At 58.5% G+C, this 19390-nt stretch carries 21 protein-coding genes; 7 read left to right on the top strand and 14 right to left on the bottom strand.

All coding sequences use genetic code 11. From position 1 onward, the window contains the following. On the top strand, positions 1-189 hold a 189-nt coding region (locus AWB82_RS38710; RefSeq protein ID WP_235023560.1), incomplete at its 5' end, for a hypothetical protein. On the opposite strand, the gene gmd is transcribed toward AWB82_RS38710, so the two are convergent. The 3 genes from gmd to AWB82_RS34250 all read right to left on the bottom strand — a co-directional run bounded on the left by gmd (position 180) and on the right by AWB82_RS34250 (position 3297). Beyond that, a complete protein-coding gene (gmd, locus tag AWB82_RS34260; protein WP_086973714.1) occupies positions 180-1298 on the bottom strand; it encodes a GDP-mannose 4,6-dehydratase in 1119 nt (372 codons plus the stop codon). The genes AWB82_RS38710 and gmd overlap by 10 nt on opposite strands. A 65-nt stretch (positions 1299-1363) precedes the next feature. After that, positions 1364-1813 carry a cupin domain-containing protein gene (locus tag AWB82_RS34255; RefSeq protein ID WP_086973713.1) on the bottom strand — a complete coding sequence of 150 codons (450 nt, stop codon included), beginning with the start codon at positions 1811-1813 and terminating at the stop codon, positions 1364-1366. A gap of 254 nt (positions 1814-2067) precedes the next feature. Continuing rightward, entirely contained in the window at positions 2068-3297 is a 1230-nt protein-coding gene (locus AWB82_RS34250; RefSeq protein ID WP_235023559.1) for a glycosyltransferase, read from the bottom strand. A gap of 277 nt (positions 3298-3574) precedes the next feature. On the opposite strand from AWB82_RS34250, the gene AWB82_RS34245 reads away from it, so the two are divergent. The 3 genes from AWB82_RS34245 to AWB82_RS34235 all read left to right on the top strand — a co-directional run bounded on the left by AWB82_RS34245 (position 3575) and on the right by AWB82_RS34235 (position 6965). Beyond that, positions 3575-4963, top strand: coding sequence for a glycosyltransferase family 4 protein (locus tag AWB82_RS34245; RefSeq protein ID WP_086973717.1), 1389 nt, complete (start codon positions 3575-3577; stop codon positions 4961-4963). Between the two features lie 61 nt (positions 4964-5024). Continuing rightward, positions 5025-5651 carry an LbetaH domain-containing protein gene (locus AWB82_RS34240; protein WP_096031482.1) on the top strand — a complete coding sequence of 209 codons (627 nt, stop codon included), beginning with the start codon at positions 5025-5027 and terminating at the stop codon, positions 5649-5651. Positions 5652-5708: 57 nt separating this feature from the next. Next, positions 5709-6965: a glycosyltransferase WbuB gene (locus AWB82_RS34235; protein ID WP_086973711.1), complete on the top strand. Its 1257-nt coding sequence runs from the start codon at positions 5709-5711 to the stop codon at positions 6963-6965. Between the two features lie 11 nt (positions 6966-6976). On the opposite strand, the gene AWB82_RS34230 is transcribed toward AWB82_RS34235, so the two are convergent. Next, a complete protein-coding gene (locus AWB82_RS34230; protein WP_086973710.1) occupies positions 6977-7969 on the bottom strand; it encodes a GlxA family transcriptional regulator in 993 nt (330 codons plus the stop codon). Positions 7970-8242: 273 nt separating this feature from the next. On the opposite strand from AWB82_RS34230, the gene AWB82_RS37815 reads away from it, so the two are divergent. Beyond that, the gene (locus AWB82_RS37815; RefSeq protein WP_159462655.1) at positions 8243-8416 is read left to right on the top strand and encodes a hypothetical protein; all 174 of its coding nucleotides are present in this window, start codon (positions 8243-8245) and stop codon (positions 8414-8416) included. A gap of 181 nt (positions 8417-8597) precedes the next feature. On the opposite strand, the gene AWB82_RS34225 is transcribed toward AWB82_RS37815, so the two are convergent. The 10 genes from AWB82_RS34225 to AWB82_RS34180 all read right to left on the bottom strand — a co-directional run bounded on the left by AWB82_RS34225 (position 8598) and on the right by AWB82_RS34180 (position 16336). Further along, positions 8598-9938, bottom strand: coding sequence for an MFS transporter (locus AWB82_RS34225; protein WP_096031483.1), 1341 nt, complete (start codon positions 9936-9938; stop codon positions 8598-8600). 79 nt (positions 9939-10017) lie between these two features. Next, entirely contained in the window at positions 10018-11229 is a 1212-nt protein-coding gene (locus tag AWB82_RS34220; RefSeq protein ID WP_086973709.1) for a M24 family metallopeptidase, read from the bottom strand. A 137-nt stretch (positions 11230-11366) separates the two neighbouring features. Next, positions 11367-12314 carry a GlxA family transcriptional regulator gene (locus AWB82_RS34215; RefSeq protein ID WP_235023558.1) on the bottom strand — a complete coding sequence of 316 codons (948 nt, stop codon included), beginning with the start codon at positions 12312-12314 and terminating at the stop codon, positions 11367-11369. Between the two features lie 93 nt (positions 12315-12407). Continuing rightward, positions 12408-12821 carry a DUF1398 family protein gene (locus AWB82_RS34210; protein ID WP_086973707.1) on the bottom strand — a complete coding sequence of 138 codons (414 nt, stop codon included), beginning with the start codon at positions 12819-12821 and terminating at the stop codon, positions 12408-12410. A 21-nt stretch (positions 12822-12842) separates the two neighbouring features. Continuing rightward, complete coding sequence (locus AWB82_RS34205; protein ID WP_235023561.1) at positions 12843-13175, bottom strand: MarR family winged helix-turn-helix transcriptional regulator; 333 nt, start codon at positions 13173-13175, stop codon at positions 12843-12845. Between the two features lie 468 nt (positions 13176-13643). Continuing rightward, positions 13644-14084 carry a cupin domain-containing protein gene (locus tag AWB82_RS34195; RefSeq protein WP_086973706.1) on the bottom strand — a complete coding sequence of 147 codons (441 nt, stop codon included), beginning with the start codon at positions 14082-14084 and terminating at the stop codon, positions 13644-13646. 283 nt (positions 14085-14367) lie between these two features. Beyond that, complete coding sequence (locus AWB82_RS38705) at positions 14368-14520, bottom strand: hypothetical protein (protein ID WP_235023557.1); 153 nt, start codon at positions 14518-14520, stop codon at positions 14368-14370. A 27-nt stretch (positions 14521-14547) separates the two neighbouring features. Continuing rightward, complete coding sequence (locus tag AWB82_RS38700) at positions 14548-14694, bottom strand: HdeA/HdeB family chaperone (protein WP_235023556.1); 147 nt, start codon at positions 14692-14694, stop codon at positions 14548-14550. Positions 14695-14865: 171 nt separating this feature from the next. Beyond that, entirely contained in the window at positions 14866-15168 is a 303-nt protein-coding gene (locus AWB82_RS34185; RefSeq protein ID WP_086973705.1) for a protealysin inhibitor emfourin, read from the bottom strand. 94 nt (positions 15169-15262) lie between these two features. Beyond that, positions 15263-16336 carry a M4 family metallopeptidase gene (locus AWB82_RS34180; protein WP_086973704.1) on the bottom strand — a complete coding sequence of 358 codons (1074 nt, stop codon included), beginning with the start codon at positions 16334-16336 and terminating at the stop codon, positions 15263-15265. 506 nt (positions 16337-16842) lie between these two features. Between AWB82_RS34180 and AWB82_RS34175 the strand changes: the two genes are divergently transcribed. Next, positions 16843-18654 (top strand): serine aminopeptidase domain-containing protein, encoded by a 1812-nt coding sequence (locus AWB82_RS34175; RefSeq protein ID WP_086973703.1) that lies wholly within the window; start codon positions 16843-16845, stop codon positions 18652-18654. Positions 18655-18985: 331 nt separating this feature from the next. Further along, positions 18986-19243 carry a hypothetical protein gene (locus tag AWB82_RS34170; protein WP_086973702.1) on the top strand — a complete coding sequence of 86 codons (258 nt, stop codon included), beginning with the start codon at positions 18986-18988 and terminating at the stop codon, positions 19241-19243. Positions 19244-19390 lie beyond the last annotated feature (147 nt).

Genomic DNA, 19390 nt, shown 5'->3' with positions numbered 1-19390 from the left:
CCACGAAGCCTTCATGAAAATCGCTTGCTGCATCATATGCTGGCGACACCTGCAAAAGTCATTCTGTTAACACCTCTAAGTCGCGATCCGCAGATTCGCCCGCAACTAAGCCGACTTTTCGCCAGTAGGCCCTCTGACGCCGATATCAGCGGACCCGATAAGAATACGAATGCGCGCTCCTATTCGTGATGCTCCAGCGCGCGATATCCGGCCAGTGTTATCAAAGCATCGCGCTTTGCTATCTGATAGTCGGACAGCACCATTTCTTTGACGAGTGCCGGAAAGGTTACGGTCGGCGCCCACCCGAGCTTCGCATGAGCGTTCGACGGATCGCCTAGCAAGGTCTCGACTTCGGTCGGCCGGAAGTATCGAGGATCGACGCGGACAATCACGGTGCCCGGCGCGACCCGACATTCCTTGCTGGTGACGCGCTCCACGATCGCGACCTCATCGACGCCGCTGCCTTCGAAGCGCAGAACGATGCCCAACTCGGACGCCGCCAGTTGCACGAATTCCCTCACGCTGTACTGCACGCCCGATGCAATCACGAAGTCTTCCGGCTCGGGCTGTTGCAGCATGAGCCACTGCATCTGAACATAGTCGCGCGCGTGTCCCCAATCGCGCATCGCTCCCAGATTGCCTAGATACAAGCAGTCCTGCGATCCGATCGCGATGCGAGCAATGGCTCGCGTGATCTTCCGCGTAACGAACGTCTCTCCACGAACCGGCGATTCGTGGTTGAACAGAATGCCGTTGCACGCGTATATGCCGTAGGCCTCGCGATAGTTCACCGTAATCCAGTACGCGTACAGTTTCGCCACGGCATATGGGCTTCGCGGATAGAACGGTGTGGTTTCCCGCTGAGGAATTTCTCTCACCAGCCCATATAACTCGGACGTCGATGCCTGATAGAAGCGGGCACTTTTTTCGAGGCCCAAGATGCGCATCGCTTCCAGAATTCGCAGGGCGCCGAGACCGTCCGCGTTGGCTGTGTACTCGGGTTCCTCGAACGAAACCGCTACGTGACTTTGCGCCGCCAGATTGTAGATTTCGTCCGGTTGAACGCGTTGCATGATACGCAAGATGCTCGACGAATCCGTTAGATCGCCGTGGTGCAAATGAAACCGTCGCTGGGCGACATGATCGTCTTCGTACAAATGGTCGATCCGGTCGGTGTTGAACAGAGACGAACGGCGTTTTACGCCATGCACCTCATATCCTTTGTCCAGCAGGAACTGAGCGAGATAGGAACCATCCTGACCGGTTATCCCGGTGACCAACGCGATCTTGTTCGGCATCGTTTCTTCTCCTCATATGCAACTGTCACATGCGAAATGCGCTTCTACGATCCCGATGCCGCGACTCACGAGCGCGGTTCGAATCGAACCTTGTCGTGGTCGCCCATGTACGGTCCTTGCTTTACCTCGATGAACGCGGCGTCTTCGAGTATTTCGAAGCCATGCCCGCCGGCGGATAGCAATATGACGTCGCCGGGTCCGAGCGTCCGGCTCGTCACATAGTGCAGATTCGAACCATAGAGATCCACGCGAACGCGGCCTTTCTTGATGAGCAGCACTTCCTGCGTCAACGTGACTTCGCGCGCCATTATGTTGTGCACGTGAGCGCAGATCTTCGTTCCTGCAGGATGTGTCATATGCGCGAGTTGCTGGGAGTATTCGTTCGGCGTAAAGAAATTGACCCCTTCTTTCGAGAAGGACGCCCGAATGATCAGAGCAAGTGTGACGCCGTCGTGAGCGATGATATCGACGCTTTCTTCAACCATCGTGTCCTGCTCGGCCAAAAGTACCCTCATGATGTATCCCGACTGGAAAATGTCCGACGCAGACCGTACGTTGAAGCGCGTAGCAGAGGCCAGCGCGCGATACGTCCCTGGTTGAAGAATAGCGACCTGGCTACTCGGTGCCTCGGCGCGTGACGGAATCTGGCAAGGTGTTGACCGATTCGCGTGCCCGCTCGCCCGATAGCCTTGCGCGGCAATCGCCCTTTAACATCGAGTAAGTCACGCATATGAAACGTGGGCGCACGAGCGCACGCTTTCGATCTCGATCATGTGGCGGTCCCGTCACTCATCAGCGATATATAGTTCTTAGCCGCGCGGGAAACGTGAAAGCGATTGTCGAAGCACTGCTTCGCGGCCACCCTCATCGCATCTTTTTCATGTTCCGGCAAACTCGTCCAGCGCGAGAGCAAACGGGTAATTCCCTCTTGCGTGTCGACCTCCGCGACTCCGGCTCCATCGGCCACGACTTCCTGCCAGATCCCGACCTTATCGGTCAAAAGCACTGGCACCCCGCACGCAAGCGCCTCCGCCACCACGACGCCGAAGTTTTCCTGGTGTGAAGGTAAGACCATGACGTCCGCGGCGCGCAACAGCGACCACTTGTCAGCGCCGCTGACCATATCGATCCAGGTGATTCTTCCGGCAAGCCCGAGCTGTTCGGCCTCGCGGCGCAGTTTCGCTGCAAGGCCATTGTTATCCGGCCCCGCGATAACAAGTTGATAGTCCTTCGCGGCGTCCCGCAGATCGTGAAAGGCGCGGATCAGCAGGTCACAGCCCTTCTTCTCATGAAGCCGCCCAAGAAACAGCATGAGCTTCTTGTCATCCGATTGCCCTGAAGCGCGCCACGCCTGAACCTCGGTCTTTTCGATCGAAGGCGGCGGCAGGGTGCCGATCGTCATCGTGTTTTCCTTCACGCGATAGAGCGGAAATGCTTTGCGCGCGAGCGTGCGCTCGCTGTCAGTGGTGAATAGAACGCCTTTTGCGCTACTCAGCACGTGTCGTTCGACGAATAGCCAATAGACAAGCTTTTTCGCGAACTTCAGCGGATGGCCCGTGTTGAACCATGGATCGAGCATGCCGTGCGGCATCACGAAATAAGGAATCTTTCGCGGACGCAGCGAAAACACCGCTGCCGCGCTGTGAAATTGCCAGATGCCATCGACGACGATCGCATCGTATTGCTTGGCGTGCTCAATCAGCCATCTAACCAGGCGGAAGCTGAACGAATACTTTCCTGCGTGGTGTCCAAGACGGACCACACGATCGAACGCGGCGTCATCGGACTTGTCAGCATGCGCCGAAGAATCGAGACAGACGATATCGACGGTATGTCCGAAGTGTCGAAGTTCTGCGGCGAGCTTCTTGATTGCCTCGGCCGGACCGCCACTCCTTGCCTCGATGGACGGAATGATATGGAGCGTTTTCAAAGAGGTCCTCCAGTGAGCCATGCCGCGTGCAGGAGCGCCTATTTCCTCGATACCTTTCGATAGCTTCATGAAATGCCCCCGGAAGGGCATCGTAGCGTCCGTCCCGGCAGGCGAGGCCCATTGGCGGAAATCATCAAGCTTTTGGCCGTCAATCCACGCGCGGGACCCGTAGCGCGGTCCCGCGCCGTGTCACCCATCGGTCAGCCAACGTCTTGCCGACATCCGTCATAACGAGTTGGCCGCATATACGGCGGGCTATCGTTAGACCAGTCAGCGATCGATGATCCGAAAAGAGTCGCGTCGCTATGAGCGCGACATGTGCATCCTTTTGCGGGGAACTCAAGATATGTTGTCCAAGAGCGCCGCTTCGAGCACGACCTACGAAAGTGATCTGGCAGTTCCCCGATTTGCCCACCGCCCCGTCGAACATCGCGAACATGTGGCGAGTGACGATCTTGTCGCCATCAACTCTCACGTCCGGCCGGTCCGGATGGTCGTCTTTCTCGAAACGGACAATTCGGTCGGCGGAGGATTTCAGCAGGCGACAAACGCAGCGCTCTTAGCGAAGCGTCTGCCACCCGAACTGTGCACCGTGACCTTCGTCACGACGCGTAGGTCCGCAATCGAAGAACTGCGTCTCAGCGGCATCGATGCCCGCTATCTTCCCGTTCACCGTTGGCAGAAACTGCTCGCCCGTTTCCACGTCATGTGGCGCCTGTTGAATCCGCCCCCGCTGCTCAAGAAGCACGTGTACTTCAACTGGATCGATAGATCTTTACGAGGAATGGGTGCGGACCTCGTCTATTTCACCGGTCCGTCTTATCTAGCCCTGGTGACAGCACAGTTCAGCTATCTCTTTACGGTCTGGGACCTGGCGCATCGGGACGAAGTGGACTTTCCCGAAGTGCGCTCCGGCGGCGAGTTCGAGCGCCGCGAGCAGATCTATCAACTGGCGCTGAAGAAGGCGACCGGCGTCGTGGTCGATTCCGAAGCGGGTCGCGATAACGTGGTCCGACGGTATGCGGTAGATCGGGAAAGAGTTCATGTGATTCCCTTCTCTCCCGCGATCGGAACGCAGCTACCCGAGCACGAGCTCAATCGTCCGGACCGCTTCATCGACATCAAAGAGAAGTATGGCCTCGATTGCGACTACGTTTACTATCCCGCTCAGTTCTGGCCGCATAAGAACCACGTCTACCTGTTGCGAGGATTGCGCAGTCTGGAGGATCGCTTCGGAATCAGGGTTGGCGCCGTATTCTCGGGGCGCGACTTCGGCAACCTGGCTCACGTGCGCTCCGTAGCGGCCGACCTCGGTCTGACCGACAGAATCCGCTTCGCCGGCTTCGTATCCGATTGCGAGGTAACTTGCCTTTATCGCCAAGCCATTGCATTGGTGATGCCCACTTATTTCGGTCCCACGAACCTGCCGCCCTATGAGGCGTTTCAACTTCGTGTGCCGGTGCTGTATTCCGATCTGAAAAACTTGCGCGACCAGATCGGCGACGCAGGTCTTCTTATCGATCTTTTAAACCCGGGCAGTATGGCCGATGCACTTCGGAAGCTCATCGTCGATCCCGATCTGAAAATGTTATTGGTCGAGCGAGGAAAACAGCGCATCGAGTCTCTGACGGACGAACGGCGTCTATCGGTACTCCGAACCGCATTGGAGGCGTTCCGCGCGCGCCGTATGTGCTGGCAGACCGCTCCAAAGATGTCCCCGATTGGCGAGCGATGAATCGACCCATCTGCAACGCCGATGACCTTTCTTGTCCAACGACCCCGAGGGGAGCTTCGAAATGGCGTCAGAACTCTTCACCGACAAGCCAGTGTCGAACTCGGAAACCCTCGTCCACGACATCGAGGGCGATCACCCTTCCAGTGGCGTCATCGACCTGAGCCGCGCCGGAAAAGATAACTACGAGAGGATCCGTTCGACGCTCGTCGAAGCGTTATGGTTCGTCGTCGAAGCCTCCATCATCAATAACAAGCTCATGCCGTTCTCGGGCGTGCGGGTTGCGCTATTGCGTCTCTTCGGCGCGAAGATAGGGGTCGGTTGTCGCTTCTTGCAACAGCTTCGCGTGAAAGCACCCTGGAATCTCGAAGTGGGCGATCACTCGTGGTTCGGCGCCGATGTGTGGATCTACAACCAGGCGCTCATTCGCGTCGGGTCGCACGTATGCATCTCGCAAGGCACTTTCCTCACGGCCGGCTCGCATGCCATGAGCACGACGATGAACCTGCGCGTCGCGCCGATCATCATAGAAGACGGCGTGTGGATCACGGCGAACTGCGTCGTGCAGATGGGCGTGACCATCGGCCGTTCAGCGGTGGTGACGCCGCTTTCCGTCGTACATCGTTCGCTCGATCCCGAAGGCGTATACGGCGGAAACCCATGCCGCTTCATTCGCAAGCGCTTCGATTGAAAGTCAGCGCAGCCGACGTGCACTCGACTTTTCAGTTCCAACTACATGGGTGGCTCGATGAAAGTGCTGATGATCTCGCTCAACTACGCCCCCGAAGTTACCGGGGTTGGAAAGTATTCCGCGGAACTCGCGGAATGGCTTGCATTGCGCGGACACACAGTACGCGTGATCACCGCGTCTCCGTATTATCCGGAGTGGCGTGTTCAGGCCGGCTATAACTCGCGCACATACGCGACGGAGCAGCTCAACAATGTCTCGGTGATCCGCGTGCCCTTCTGGTGCCCGAAGCGCCCTTCGGGTCTGAAGCGCATATTGCATCTTATGAGCTTCGCGTTCTTCGCCATTCCCGCCGCCGTATTGCAAATCGCATGGCGTCCTCAAGCCGTCTGGCTCGTCGAGCCGCCATTATTCGCGTCGCCCATGGCGCTCGTGGCGGCTCGCATCGCGAGTGCATCGTTCTGGCTCCACGTGCAGGACTACGAGATCGACGCCGCTTTCCGCCTTGGAATCCTGAAGGGTCGAGCGGCCAGGAAACTCGCGTCATCTGCCGAAAAATGGCTGATGTCGCGGGCCGACGTGGTCTCCACACCCTCGGCCGCGATGACGCGACTCGCAGTGCAAAAAGGCGTGCTTTGCGAGAAGGCGTTCACGTTTCCCAACTGGGTCGACATGCAGCACGCACATTCGGACAGCACGGATAACTCGTATCGCTCGCAACTCGCTCTCGGTCGTGGAGTACAGGTCGTGCTCTACTCGGGCAATCTCGGACTCAAGCAAGGTCTGGAAGTTATCGCGGACGCCGCAAAGCTTCTTTCCTGGCGCGAGGACATCATGTTCGTGATCTGCGGGGCCGGACCCGCAAGAACTTTCTTGCTCGACAAAGCCCGCGGCTTACCGAACGTCAAATTTCTCGATCTGCAACCCAAAGAGCGCTTTCATGAATTGCTCGCGCTGGCAGACATGCATGTTCTGCCACAACGCGCCGATGCCGCCGATCTCGTCATGCCATCGAAACTCGGCGCCATGTTGTCCAGCAATCGTCCGGTGATCGCCACGGCAAATGAAGGTACGGAACTTTGGGATGTCGTGAATTCGGTCGGCCTCGCGGTCGAACCCGAATCCCCAACTGCGTTGACTCACGCCATTCTTCGTCTCGCCAACGACCGCTCGCTTCGCGAGCGTCTTGGTGCGCTCGGCCGGCAATATGCGGCATCGAATCTTGCGAAGGAGTCGATCCTTCTGCAATTCGAGGCGCGTCTGCGAAGCTCGGTGAAGGCCAAGCGCGGCGTCGGCGACGAGGCACCGACGACCTAGCCGCCCCGTCTTCAGCGCTTTTCCCGGCTTCGTGCGCGAAATTCGGTGGGAGACATCGAGAATTCCTTACGAAATAGCTTGGAAAGCCTTTCTCCATTGCTAAGTCCCGTTCGGCGCGCGATCTTGTCGACCGGAAGATCGCTACTTTCGAGCAGCTTGCACGTGAGATCGAGTCGCGCCCGAAGCAGGTACTTCGAAGGCGTAACGCCGATCTCGCGCTTGAACAAACGCAGGAAGTTTCGCTCGCTCATCGAGGACATGCGCGCCGCATCGACCACGGATATCGGCTTTGCGCAGTTCAGCACGAGCCAGTGCGCCGCCGCGCGCGCTTTCTCCGCGAGCGTCGTGTCGTACATCTCCTCGAACGCGGTCGCGAGCGACAAGCCTCCGCCCGAATCGAGACGGTCCGCCACACGCATGGCCAGATCGGCGCCCAAGTCCTTCTTGACGAAAGCGAGCGACGTCATCAAGGCCTGATCGCGCTCGTGCTTGGACACGGTCTCTGCCGTCGACTCGAGGCGGATGTCCTGCGTCATCGAAGGCCAGTCGCGCGGCCCGACTCCGGCCGCCGATAGCAGCATGTGCGCATTACCCATGGCGGTGATCGTGATGCTCTTCCCACTTACGTGTCTCAGGAGTTCGATAAGATTGTCATCCGAGGACGCGCGCGCCACCCCGCTGCCGCCAGCGACAAAAAGGTTATCGAGGCTATCGAATTTTCCTCCGGCAAGCTGTTCCGTCCAGACGGACATCGAAGAGGAACACGAGACCGTGCCCCCGCGAGCCGATACGAGATTCACGCGATACGTCAGCGAATGGTCTGCTGCTTCAGATTGCAGCTCATTCGCCACATGCAATGCTTCAGCCAGCGTACCTGCCGCGAGCAAAGAGAAACCGTCGTATAAAACAATGCCGATATGCTTGATCACCGTCGAATCATGCATGCCATATGCGCAATCGCCAGCGGCGGGCATAGCTTCGAGGACGTCGGATGAGGTTGACATCGCGGAGCCTCCAATTCGTACGTTAGTGTTATTCGTTACTGACGAGGTTATCGACGGTTATGCGTCGTATAACTTGCGAGTCACCAGGCATTCTCACAGGGGCAGGTTACAGGCAAGAAAAAATTGCGTCGAGCATCAATCAAAATAGTTATCCATATGAAAAAACTTCGCGATCGTTTTCGATGAACGAATGATTACGGACGTTCGTATAGACTAGCCGCATAATCAGGACTGAAGAATGCGATGGACGAGTCTCAATAGTTGAGCTCGACAATGGTCGAATTCATCGCGCAAATGCGGCATTTCCCGCAGGATTTCATTCGGTCGCGCAACGTGCGCGCATCAATGGCTGGCGCAATCGTTTGCTATCTACACGCACGTTCCCTCTATGATCTGAATAAAAGCTATTTCCCCGAAGCGTTCGACAAGATAACGCCAGCAAGATGAATGCTTCGGCACGCGCATTTCTTTCGACAACTGAAATAAAAAGCGGGCGCATATTCGCGCCCGCCTATCGGTGAATGTCCCTACCGAAACCATATCTGAATCGGCAAGATGACTTATTCAATAAAAATAAAAGCTATCTCGTGACTGACTCAAATCATATGTTATGAAGAGCAAGCTATTGCTAATCCGCCAAGGGCCCGCGCGAAGTCTCACGACTTGCAAGCATCGCAACGAGCGCCACACCGGCCGCTCCAACCAGATACCATGCCGGCGCGAGCTTGCTGCCTGTCGCGCCGATGAGCCACGTCGCGACAAGCGGCGCCGTGCCGCCAAAGAGCGCATTCGCCGTATTGAAACAGAACGCGAACCCGCTATAGCGCACGCGAGTCGGGAAGATCTCCGAGAGAAAGCAAGGCAGCGTGCCGTCGTTCATGGTGAGCAGCGCGCCGAATGCAACCTGAATCACGACGATCATTGCGAAGCTGGCGCCCGCCAATCCCCTGAACAGCGGCACCGTCAACACGGCGAACAGAATCGACGCGCCGATAAGCATCGACTTTCGTCCCACGCGGTCAGATATCGCGCCCATCACGAAGATCAGGCCGATGTACGCCGTGAGCGAAATGGTCGCCGCAATGAACGCGGAAGTCTCGCTCATGCCCATCTCCGTGGAGAGATAGGTCGGCATATAGCTCAGCACAAGGTAAAAAGCCACCGCATTCAGACACGTCACGCCGAATGCAATCAGCATCCGTCCGCGATGCTTCGATAACAATTCAGCCATCGGTGCTTGCGCGGCATGATGGCCCTGTTCCATTGCCTTGAAACGCGGCGTGTCCTCGAGCTTCACGCGGATATATCGCCCGATCAGTCCGAACGGCGCGGCCAGGAGAAAAGGCAGACGCCAGCCGAAGGACTGCAACTCCTCGCTCGTGAGCACGGCATGCATAAGCACGACGAGAATCGAACCGAATAGCAGGCCCGCCGCCGTGCTCGCGGGCACGATGCTCGTATAGATCCCGCGCCGCCTGTCCGGTGCGTATTCAGCGAGGAACGCGGCCGCGCCGGCATACTCGCCCGAAGCGGAGAAGCCCTGCACCACGCGCACGAGAAGTAGCAGAACGGGCGCAAGCATGCCGACTTGCGCATAGGTCGGAAGCAGCGCGATGAGGAAAGTCGCGCACGACATGATAAGAATCGATAGCGACAGTGATGTCCGCCGGCCTATCCTGTCGCCCACATGACCCCACACGATGCCGCCGATCGGCCGCACGACGAACGAGATTGCAAATACGCCGTACGTCGCGAGCAAACCGGTAGCGGCGTCGGTCTTCGGGAAGAAGACGATAGCAATGATCGTCGCCAGATAGCCATAAGATGCGTAGTCGAACCATTCGACGAAATTGCCGATGAAGCTCGCGCAAGCGGCGCGCTTCAATAGCTTCGGGTCGACTTGCGTGTTTCGCTCGTGCGACGCCCGAGGCATCGCGACCTGCGCCGTTACCGCTCTTTCCGTATTCATCGACTGTCTCCGGACATGATGATGCGATCGCTGCACGCGCCCCGGCGACGACGCCGTCGCCGGTACGAACATTGCAGGTTCAGGCCGCGATGATGTTGTGGTCGGGTCCGTAAGGAAAGCCCGTGATATTGGTGGCGCCCTTCTCGCCGACGACGAGAATGTCGTGCTCTCGATAACCGCCCGCGCCCGGCAATCCTTGTGGCAACATGATCATCGGTTCCATTGAGACGACCATGCCCGGTTCGAGCACCGTATCGATGTCCTCTCGCAATTCGAGGCCGGCCTCGCGCCCGTAGTAATGCGAGAGCACGCCGAACGAATGACCATAGCCGAAGGTCCGGTATTGAAGGACGCCGTATTCGGCGTAGATCTTGTTGAGCTCGCTCGCGATATCGCAACAGCGCGCGCCCGGCTTGATGAGTTCAAGACCTGCCTCGTGCACTTCCACATTGATCTTCCACAGGCGCAGATGCGCGTCCGAGCAATGATCGAAAAACATCGTGCGTTCCAGCGCCGTGTAATAACCCGCGATCATCGAAAAGCAATTGAGGCTCAGGATGTCGCCCTTTTGCACCTTGCGTGTCGTGACAGGGTTATGCGCGCCGTCGGTGTTGATGCCGGACTGAAACCACGTCCAAGTATCCATGAGCTCCGAATCCGGAAAGCGGCGAGCGATTTCGCGCACCATCGCCTGCGTCGAGGCGAGCGCAACTTCGTGCTCCGGCACGCCTTCGCCCACGGCCCTTGCCAGAGCCGCGCCGCCCGCGTCGCACACGTTCGCGCCGTGCTTGATGACCTCGATTTCCTCGGTTGATTTGATCATGCGCAAGCGCATCGTCGGCACGCCTATATCGACGAATTCGACGGATGGCAGCGCGGCCTTCAGCTTCGATAACATCTCGACCGGAAGATGATCGAACTCGACGCCCACGCGTCCCCTGTTTTCGATTTCGCCCTGTACCGCGCGGAAAAAGTTATCGCGCTGCCAGTCGGTATAGACGACGTTATAGTCGCCGACGGTGCGCCGCCACGGCTGACCGCCGTCGATATTCGCTGAGATCGACACAACCTTCTGCGAAGTGACGACGAGCCCGTATTTGCGTCCGAACGAGCAATACAGAAAGTCCGCGTAGTAGTTGATGTTGTGATACGACGTGAATAACACGGCATCGATGCTTTCACGCGCCATCAGTTCGCGCAGCTTGCCGTGACGATTCGCATATTCGGCGTCCGAGAACGTGTGCTTCGCTTTCTCGCCGTTCTCGATGCGGATGAGGTTCTCCATTTTCATGCACTCAGCTCCTGGTGAAAGACCATCGGTGTGAGTGAATGGTAGGAGCCTGGCAGTTTCGAAGATTTCCCGATTCGACGTCAAAATTCCCGTTTTCGACATCGAGGGTTAACACGAGCGGAGCGTGCAGGTGCCCTTCAAAGGGCCTTTTGATAGCGCCGGCGATCTGCTATCGGCGAGATGCCGAACTGCGCCTTATAGCGCGTCGAGAAATGAGTGAGCGATGTGAAGCCCGTGCGTGCGCATACTTCCTCCAGCGTGCGCGCGGTTCGATAAAGCAATTGGCGCGCGCGCAGCAGGCGTATTTCCAGATAAGCCTGCGCGGGGGTCTTGTCGAGGCGCTCCTGAAACCAACGTTCGAGCTGACGTTGCGAGACTTTCAGGAATGCCGCGATCTCCGCTATGCCGAGCGTCTCTTCGATATTGCTTTCCATGACTTGCAACGCTTCGTCGAGCTTCGCGTGCGCATCGCCGATGTATTGCCTGAGCGACGTCACCTGCCGCTCTTCGTGACCGCGGCGCTCGGCTACAAGTAATTCGAGCACGCGCGCCGCGAGTGCGGGGCTGCCCGGCGCAAGCGCGAGCAAATGCACCATCAGGTCGAGCGGCGCGACACCGCCGCTGCACGTGTACCGGTCACGGTCCACTTCATAGAGCCGATTCGACACGGTGAGCTTCGGAAACTGCTCCAGAAGCGTGTCCTGATCCTCCCAGTGAATCGTGCAGCGATAACCATTGAGCAGGCCTGCGCGAGCCAGAAAATAGCTGCCGGTATCGAGTCCGCCGAGGGCGCTGCCCCGACGCGCCTGCAAGCGCAGCCAGTCCATGATCGCACCGATGCCCTTGCGCGGAATCGGATTCGGTCCAACGACGAACACTGCATCGAAGTCACCGGACTCCGACATCGCGACATCGGGAATCACGCGAATGCCGTCGCTGGAACGCACCGTATCGCCATTCGCGCCGATCAGCGTGTACTCGTAGACCGTGCGCTCAACGAGCATGTTGGCGATGCGAAGCGGATCGACCGCCGTGCCGAGCGCGATCAACGAAAAGTTCTCGATAAGCAGGAAGCCGATTCGCATCACCCGCAGATCGTGCATGCCGGAATGGACGTGTCGGGTTCTCTTGGGCGGATTGGCGGCAGATGGCATCAGGGGCGATGGAGCGCTTGCATCTTATACGGTCACTTCCGGATAGTATTCGATGTACTCCTCGCCCTGACAGCCGAAATACGTTACCCATCTGCGAACCAGATCGACCTCGTAGCGGACTACTCCGGCGGCCCATGCACTCTGGAGGAACTCGGAGAACGTGCTGGCTCCGGCCTGATCCGTGCGCAATGCCTTGGTCAGTGCATCGCGATCGAATGCGACTACGTCGAACGTGCCTTGTGCAAGCGGCGCGCCCTGCTGAATCACCGGCCCAAGGGTCGTCAAGTAGAGGCTCTGGCATGACGGTAGCATCCAGACGTTGCTTTTCACGCCGGCTTGCCGAAGCACTTCAGCGAGGTAAGGAAATCCCCCGGCAGCCGGTTTGCCCTGTATCGCGCGTTGCTGGGCTGCGACGAGGTTATCGATCGCCTGACTCATCACCTCTCCGTTTCATTGCGGTTATTCAACTGGGATGTCGCGAATCTTATGGAGGTGCGCGAGTTTTTGCAGCAGCGCGCGAAGTGTGTCCCGCTCCGCATCGTCGAGCACGGAAAAGAAATGATCGTCATTACCGTCGGCGATTGCTCTCAGTTTCGGTAGCAAGCGACGCGCTTCGCGCGTGAGCGAGAGGATTTGCACTCGGCTGTCGTTCGTGCTTGTGACCCGCTTGACGAGACCCTTCGATTCCAGCTTGTCGAGAATTTTGGAAACGGCGCCGCGCGTCATATTCATCGAAGCGGCCATTACCGAGCTCGTTGCGTTGGCGCGATGCGCGATATGGTTCAACGCCACCCATTCCGCCACGGAAACCTGCTGCTCCGCCAGGGCGCGCGCAAACGCGCTCGACACTTCGTCGATACGAGCCTCATCCAATATCCGAGATGCCGCTCCAGAGGTTCGTCAGTCACAAGTCGAATCTCGCTTATATTTCCATGGAAACGGATATTAGTTTCCTAGAAACATAGGTCAAGGATCGGGATACGGTAATTCTTCATTGATTCGAACCGCGTGCTGTTACGAGACTCGCCGGCTCGCTCGAACCGGCGAGTCGTCGCGACGCTCAGTTGCAATACCCTTGCGATGCATATGTCCCGCCGCCAGGCGCGCGACTGCCGCATAGCGTGTGCAGAAGGGACGCGATATTGCCTGCACCGTAAATGCCATAACTTCCATTCGCATACTGCGAGTTATGGCGGGATTGGGAGGCATAGTTATCCTTCGGCGCGTTCGGATCGGACGATCCCCACGACGTCACCGCAATCACGGCGATGTGCGAGGCAAATAGCCGCTCGGCTTGCCCTGCAACTTGCGGCTCACCTTGAGAGCGAACAATACCGGCTTGGTGATGTGCGGACGAAGAATGGCATGCTTGCGCACATACTTGGGGACGTGCCATTGGGAGCGCGTGCCCGCGTAAAACAACGCGGCGTGTCCGGCGCGAAGCGTGCGCGGCTCCTGACCTTCGGCGGCGATAATAACTTCGCCTTCGATTACGTAGATGGTTTCGTCTTGTTCGAAGTACCAGTTGAAACGTCCGGCGGTGCAGTCCCAGACCCACGAGGATGTCGTGGTGTCGAGACTTTGCGACCATCTGCCGCTCCGGGCGACAGGATTGCCTTCCAGTATCCATGACGGGTCGATTGGATCTGGCTCCAGCAATACATCGTCCAGACGCACGGACTCGAACACGGGAGTTGTCATGGAGGCTCCTTTATGGTTTTAGTAGGTCAGTCATAAAAAGAGCGCGAGAAAAGCGCCCACTCGGGTCAATCAGTTATCTAGATACGTCCGAAGACTTCGCGTTGCGTATTAGCAGACAAAAGGGTGAGCGATTCGTTCAACACAAACATTACATTCTGTAATGTTTGGCCATCATACCGCGCCCCACTGATCGCGCAAACGGAAACGCATGCCTTGTATGATCAAATCACACAGGCATACGTCTGATGAATGACGGCCTCGTCTCAAGGCCGGTTATGCGCCCTCAATGGTGATCGAAGAGCGCGATTTGATTTGCCTTCACCATTGAGTGGACTTTGGTTCTGAACTTCGCGCCCGGATCTTTCATGCACGCCTCCGAAACTATTGCGGCAACCGGCTGAGCCGTATCGATCACCGTGGTCTCGGTGCCCTTCACGCCGAGCTTGTCGACGCCGGCGACCCATTAGACGAGCGCCGGCTTATACGCCTCGTCGACCTGCACGTAATCCGCGCACGTCATCGTGGCGGGGGCGACTTTCGCTTCCTTCGCGCTCGCTGCACCGGCGGCGCAAATGCAGATCAGAGCAAGCATAACTTTGGCGGGCTTCATAAGACACTCCATGATTGGATGATTGGAAATCGGAAAGCTACGAGCACATCTTAGTAGTACCGAGTTAGCGGAGAATTATTCACGCTGGCTTGTGTCGCGCGTTCGCAGTCGAAAATCCGGCATGCAAAACCGGATAACCGTGCATCGTAAAGATACTGAATTAGCGCGCAGTTAGCGATGTCCGTGCCGCTTGACGAAATCCATCAAGGCGGCAAAGGCAGGGGGAATGGAGGGATCGGCGGCCTGAAGGCGAAGCGTATCGTCGCCATCTACCGCGATCCGATAGGTGCGGCCATCCGGAACAGGCTTCGAGGCGCGCGGACTCGCCGCGCTCGCCTCGGCACGCGCCGCGACGACGAGGCGAGCGAATGCGGCCCCGTCTTCGGTTGAAAGATCCTGCTCGTCGAGAACGATCGGCCGGGCGAGTGCTGGAAAGGCGCCGAAGCCGCCGTCGATCGTCAGCTCCGCATGCATTGAAGGCTCCCGCGGCAATTGATGCGAAGCGCGGCTCGCGCAAACCAGCGCCGCGCCAGCGAGGAGTCCGACGAGGATGCGGACCCGCGCACGATCACAATACACCGACTTCGTTCCATCCCTTCTTGACCGCCGACGCCTCGGCGCTGCTCGCGCCATATAACTTGCTCGCGGTGGCAAGCGTCAGCTTCGCGAATGTCTTGAAGGTAGCGGTCGGCTTGAGTTGCGAGTCGGTCAGCGTCTCGTACCAGATTCGCCCCGCCTTCTCCCAGGCATGTCCGCCGATTTCGAGAGCGGTCACGCAAAACGCCCGGTTCGGAATGCCCGAATTGATATGCACGCCGCCGTTGTCCTGTGTCGTGCGAACGTACTTGCTCATGTCGGCCGGCTGCGGGTCCTTGCCGAGCCTCGGATCGTCGTAGGCGGTGCCCGGATTCTTCATCGAGCGAAGCGCGACGCCTTTCACGCCCTTCGCGAGCAATCCTTCGCCGATGAGCCAGTCCGCCTTGGCCGCCGTCTCCTTGTGCGCGTATTGCTTGATGAGCGAGCCGAACACATCCGACAGCGACTCGTTCAACGCGCCCGCCTGCGCCATGTAGTTCAGGCCGGCGGTATGCTCCGTCACGCCATGCGTCAACTCATGACCGATGACATCGAGCGCAATGGTGAACCGATTGAATAGCTCGCCGTCGCCATCGCCGAAAACCATCTGCTGCGAGTTCCAGAAAGCGTTGTCATAGTCGCTTCCGAAATGAACCGTGCCGGTGAGCGGCATGCCCGCATCGTCGATCGAATTGCGGTGAAACACCTCCAGATAGAACTCGAAGGTCGCGCCGAGTCCGTCGTAGGCTTCGTTGGCGGCAACGTCTTTCACGGGCTTCGCGCCCTCGGTGCGAACGACCGTGCCCGGCAACGTCTCGGTTTGATTGGCCGAGTAGATCGTTCTGTGCGCGGAGGGCGCGGCGGCCGTGGGCATCGGCGCCGCGGCCCGGGGTGCGAGCGCGCCCTGCACCGCACGAAAATGCCGCATCGTGTGATCTTTCGATAACGTGTCGATCGCGATCTCACGCTCCTTCGCATCGCCATGCTTCGCGATGTGCTCCAGCATATGCGGCGGCAGAATGCAGTAGATGGAATGCGGACGTCCCGGTTTCAGGTGAGTGCACATGATCGTGTCCTTTTCGAAGCGTTGAGATGAGCGCGGCCACGTCGGAAAATCTAGTCGATGTCGCCGAATAGTCAATAAGCCCCCCCTTATCGACACGGAAATAAGATCGATCTCGTGAACCGCTTCATTCGTGCACGCGACGAACGTAGAAGTACTTATCATCGGTTGCGGGATAAGAAACCGTGTTCGCGCGTGTTCCGCAATGTGCGATAGCCAACATTGCATCGTGGACTAGACCTCCGCTTGTTCGATCATCTCCAGAACATTTGCCGTACTCGCATGGCGGTTTACCCGATGCGCGAGTCCAAACATCATTTTGTTGCCCAGCGCACCGAAGAGAAGAATCGAAAGGAGGTTAAATCCTGCAAAACGTGCAATGAGAAACTCAACAAAATGCGCGAGCTAAATAAAACATCGAGCGGCCGAAAGATTCATCGCGTTGCCAGCATCGCTTCTTACCGAAACGCGCGCGTGCGCTTCGGTAATTCCGAGCGAGGAGTCGACGCATGACGCCTATCGTCTTCGGAGGCCGCTTCGGGTGGCTGCACGTCGGTCAGGGAACCCACGGCGTCGTGCTGTGCAATCCCTTCGGACATGAGGAGGCGTGGGGACACAAGGCCATGCGCTATCTGGCCGAAGAGCTTTCCCAACGCGACATTCCAGTCCTGCGCTTCGACTATCTCGCAACCGGCGACTCGGTCGGCATCGATCACGAAAGCGATCGGCTCGATCAATTCATCGCGGATATCGGCGCGGCGGTCGATCGTTTGCGGCACGAGACGGGCGTGACGAAGATAACATTGTGCGGCTTGCGTCTGGGCGGCACATTGGCGGCGCTGGCGTCGCATCATCCGCTGGTGGATTCGCTCGCGCTGCTCGCGCCCGTGTCGAACGGACGCCACTATCTGCGCGAGCTCACCGCGCTGCGACAGACGTGGGTCGAGAATCTTCCCGTCGTCGTGAGAGCCGCGCAGATCGATTCGCCCTATCACGTGCTCGGACAGGTTTATAGCGAAGCGTTCCGCAGCCGCTTGAGCGGGCTCGATCTCGGCAAGTCCATGCGCCATCAGAGCGCCGTGCCCCGGCGCGTGTTCGTGGCCGATCTGCGGCCCGGCGCGAGCCAGTCGCTGTGCAGCGCATTGCGCGAGCGAGGCGCAGACGTGCAGGCGGAAGCCTTCGACGACTACTTCGATTTCATGCAGGAGACTGCATCGTCCGTCTTGCCCGAGAAGACGCTCAAGCGCACTGCGCAATGGATCGCCGAGGGCATGGCCGGCGATCTCAAACCGGGCCGCACGAGAAAGGCGGCGCGGCCGAGCATGAGCGACGATGCGATCATCGAAACGCCGGAGGCGATCGAGCGGCCGGTGATCTTCGGCGCGGCCGGACTTTTCGGCATCTTGTGCGAGCCGCGCGACGGACTGCCGGGCGGACCGGTGATCGTCATCACGAATACGGCGGGCAGCGTGCATCAAGGCGACAGCCGTCTGTCCGTGCGCATCGCGCGGGAAATGGCGCAACGCGGTATCGCGTCGTTACGCTTCGACGCGCGCGGCATCGGCGATAGTCCCGCGCGTTCGCCGGATGGACCGCTGGAGACGGTGGCGTCGATCCATGCGGAGACCACGATCGAAGATGTCGCGACCGCGGCCGCATGGCTCAAGCGCAAAGGCTACGACAACGTCGTCGTGTTCGGCATCTGCTCGGGCGCGTATAGCGCGTTGCGCGCGTCGCTTGTCGAGCCGGCTATCGGGGCCGTCATCCCTGTGAATCTGCAGCGCTTTTATATCCCCGAACATCTGACGCTGCAAGAGCTCAGGGCGCAAAGGCGCAACACGATGGCGCGTCTCGGACCGGCGATCTTAAAGCCGCAGAAGTGGTGGCTGGTGTTGAGCGGCAAGCGCGGGCTCAAGCCGATCGTCAAGGCCTTCGTGTCGAATGCGGCGGCGCGGCTGAAATCGCGGATGCCCGGTGTGACCTGCAAGAAAGCCGTGCATGCCAACCACAGTGCGCTCACCGATCCGCACAGTATCGTTCACACGCTCGAACGCAAGGGCGTGCGCACGCTGCTCGTGTACGGCGCGGGTGACGAAGGGCTCGACCAGCTCAACGCGCATTTCGGCAGGCACGGCAAGAAGCTGTCGCGAACGACGCGCGTCAGGGCCGCCGTGTGCAGCGATGTCGATCACGCGCTCTACGACACGCGCGCGCTGGCCAGCGTGATCGCGCTCGCCGACACATTCATCAAGGACCTGAAGCCGGACAGCGCGCCGGTCATGGAACCTGTTGCACCGCTCGGTGTTTCTCCGCAAGTCTGAGTCGATCTTCCTCTCTTCGTCTTCGATACGGGACGCGGCCCGCAAGCGCACGCGCGGCTCCGTATCGAAGATCGAATGCCTCCATCGCGACGCTGTTCGCTCGATACCAACAAGCCTCTTCGATCTGCCTTTATGCGGCCAACACTTTGGCCTCGCGTATTGAGGTCGCTTTCGACGTGTACATCGCCAGTCGATCCATAACTTCCTTTCTTATCAATAACTTGTTTTAACCGAACAGAACTTCTAGCCTCACCTGGCATAGCCCTCGCATATGTAGCTGCGAGCGCAACGATTGGTGCTCATCCAACCACCAAGATCCAGGAGCTACATCATGTTGAAGATCGATAACCTCGCAGTCAGCAAAGAACTCGGCCGTGAAGAAATGGGCGCCATCGTCGGCGGCGCGAGCATCTTCCAGAACAACGGCATCAACTCCAACTACAACGGCGGCTTCTCGTTCGCCAGCCCGCAAACCAACGTCGCGCCCGTCACGCAAGTCGATGCATCGCAACACACCGACGTCGACGTGAAGAACATCACCAAGTCGCTCTCGTCGGTCGGCAGCCTGCTTGGCGGCGTCGTGCTCTGATCACCAATCTCATCAAAACCATCCACGCATTCGGAGAACCATCATGTTGAAGATCGATAACCTCGCAGTCAGCAAAGAACTCGGCCGTGAAGAAATGGGCGCCATCGTCGGCGGCGCGAGCATCTTCCAGAACAACGGCATCAACTC

Origin of the sequence: Caballeronia glebae, from assembly GCF_001545035.1 — a bacterium.
Taxonomy (GTDB): domain Bacteria; phylum Pseudomonadota; class Gammaproteobacteria; order Burkholderiales; family Burkholderiaceae; genus Caballeronia; species Caballeronia glebae.
Note: the sequence above shows the minus strand (reverse complement) of the source record. Positions and strands in the feature narration are given on the sequence as shown.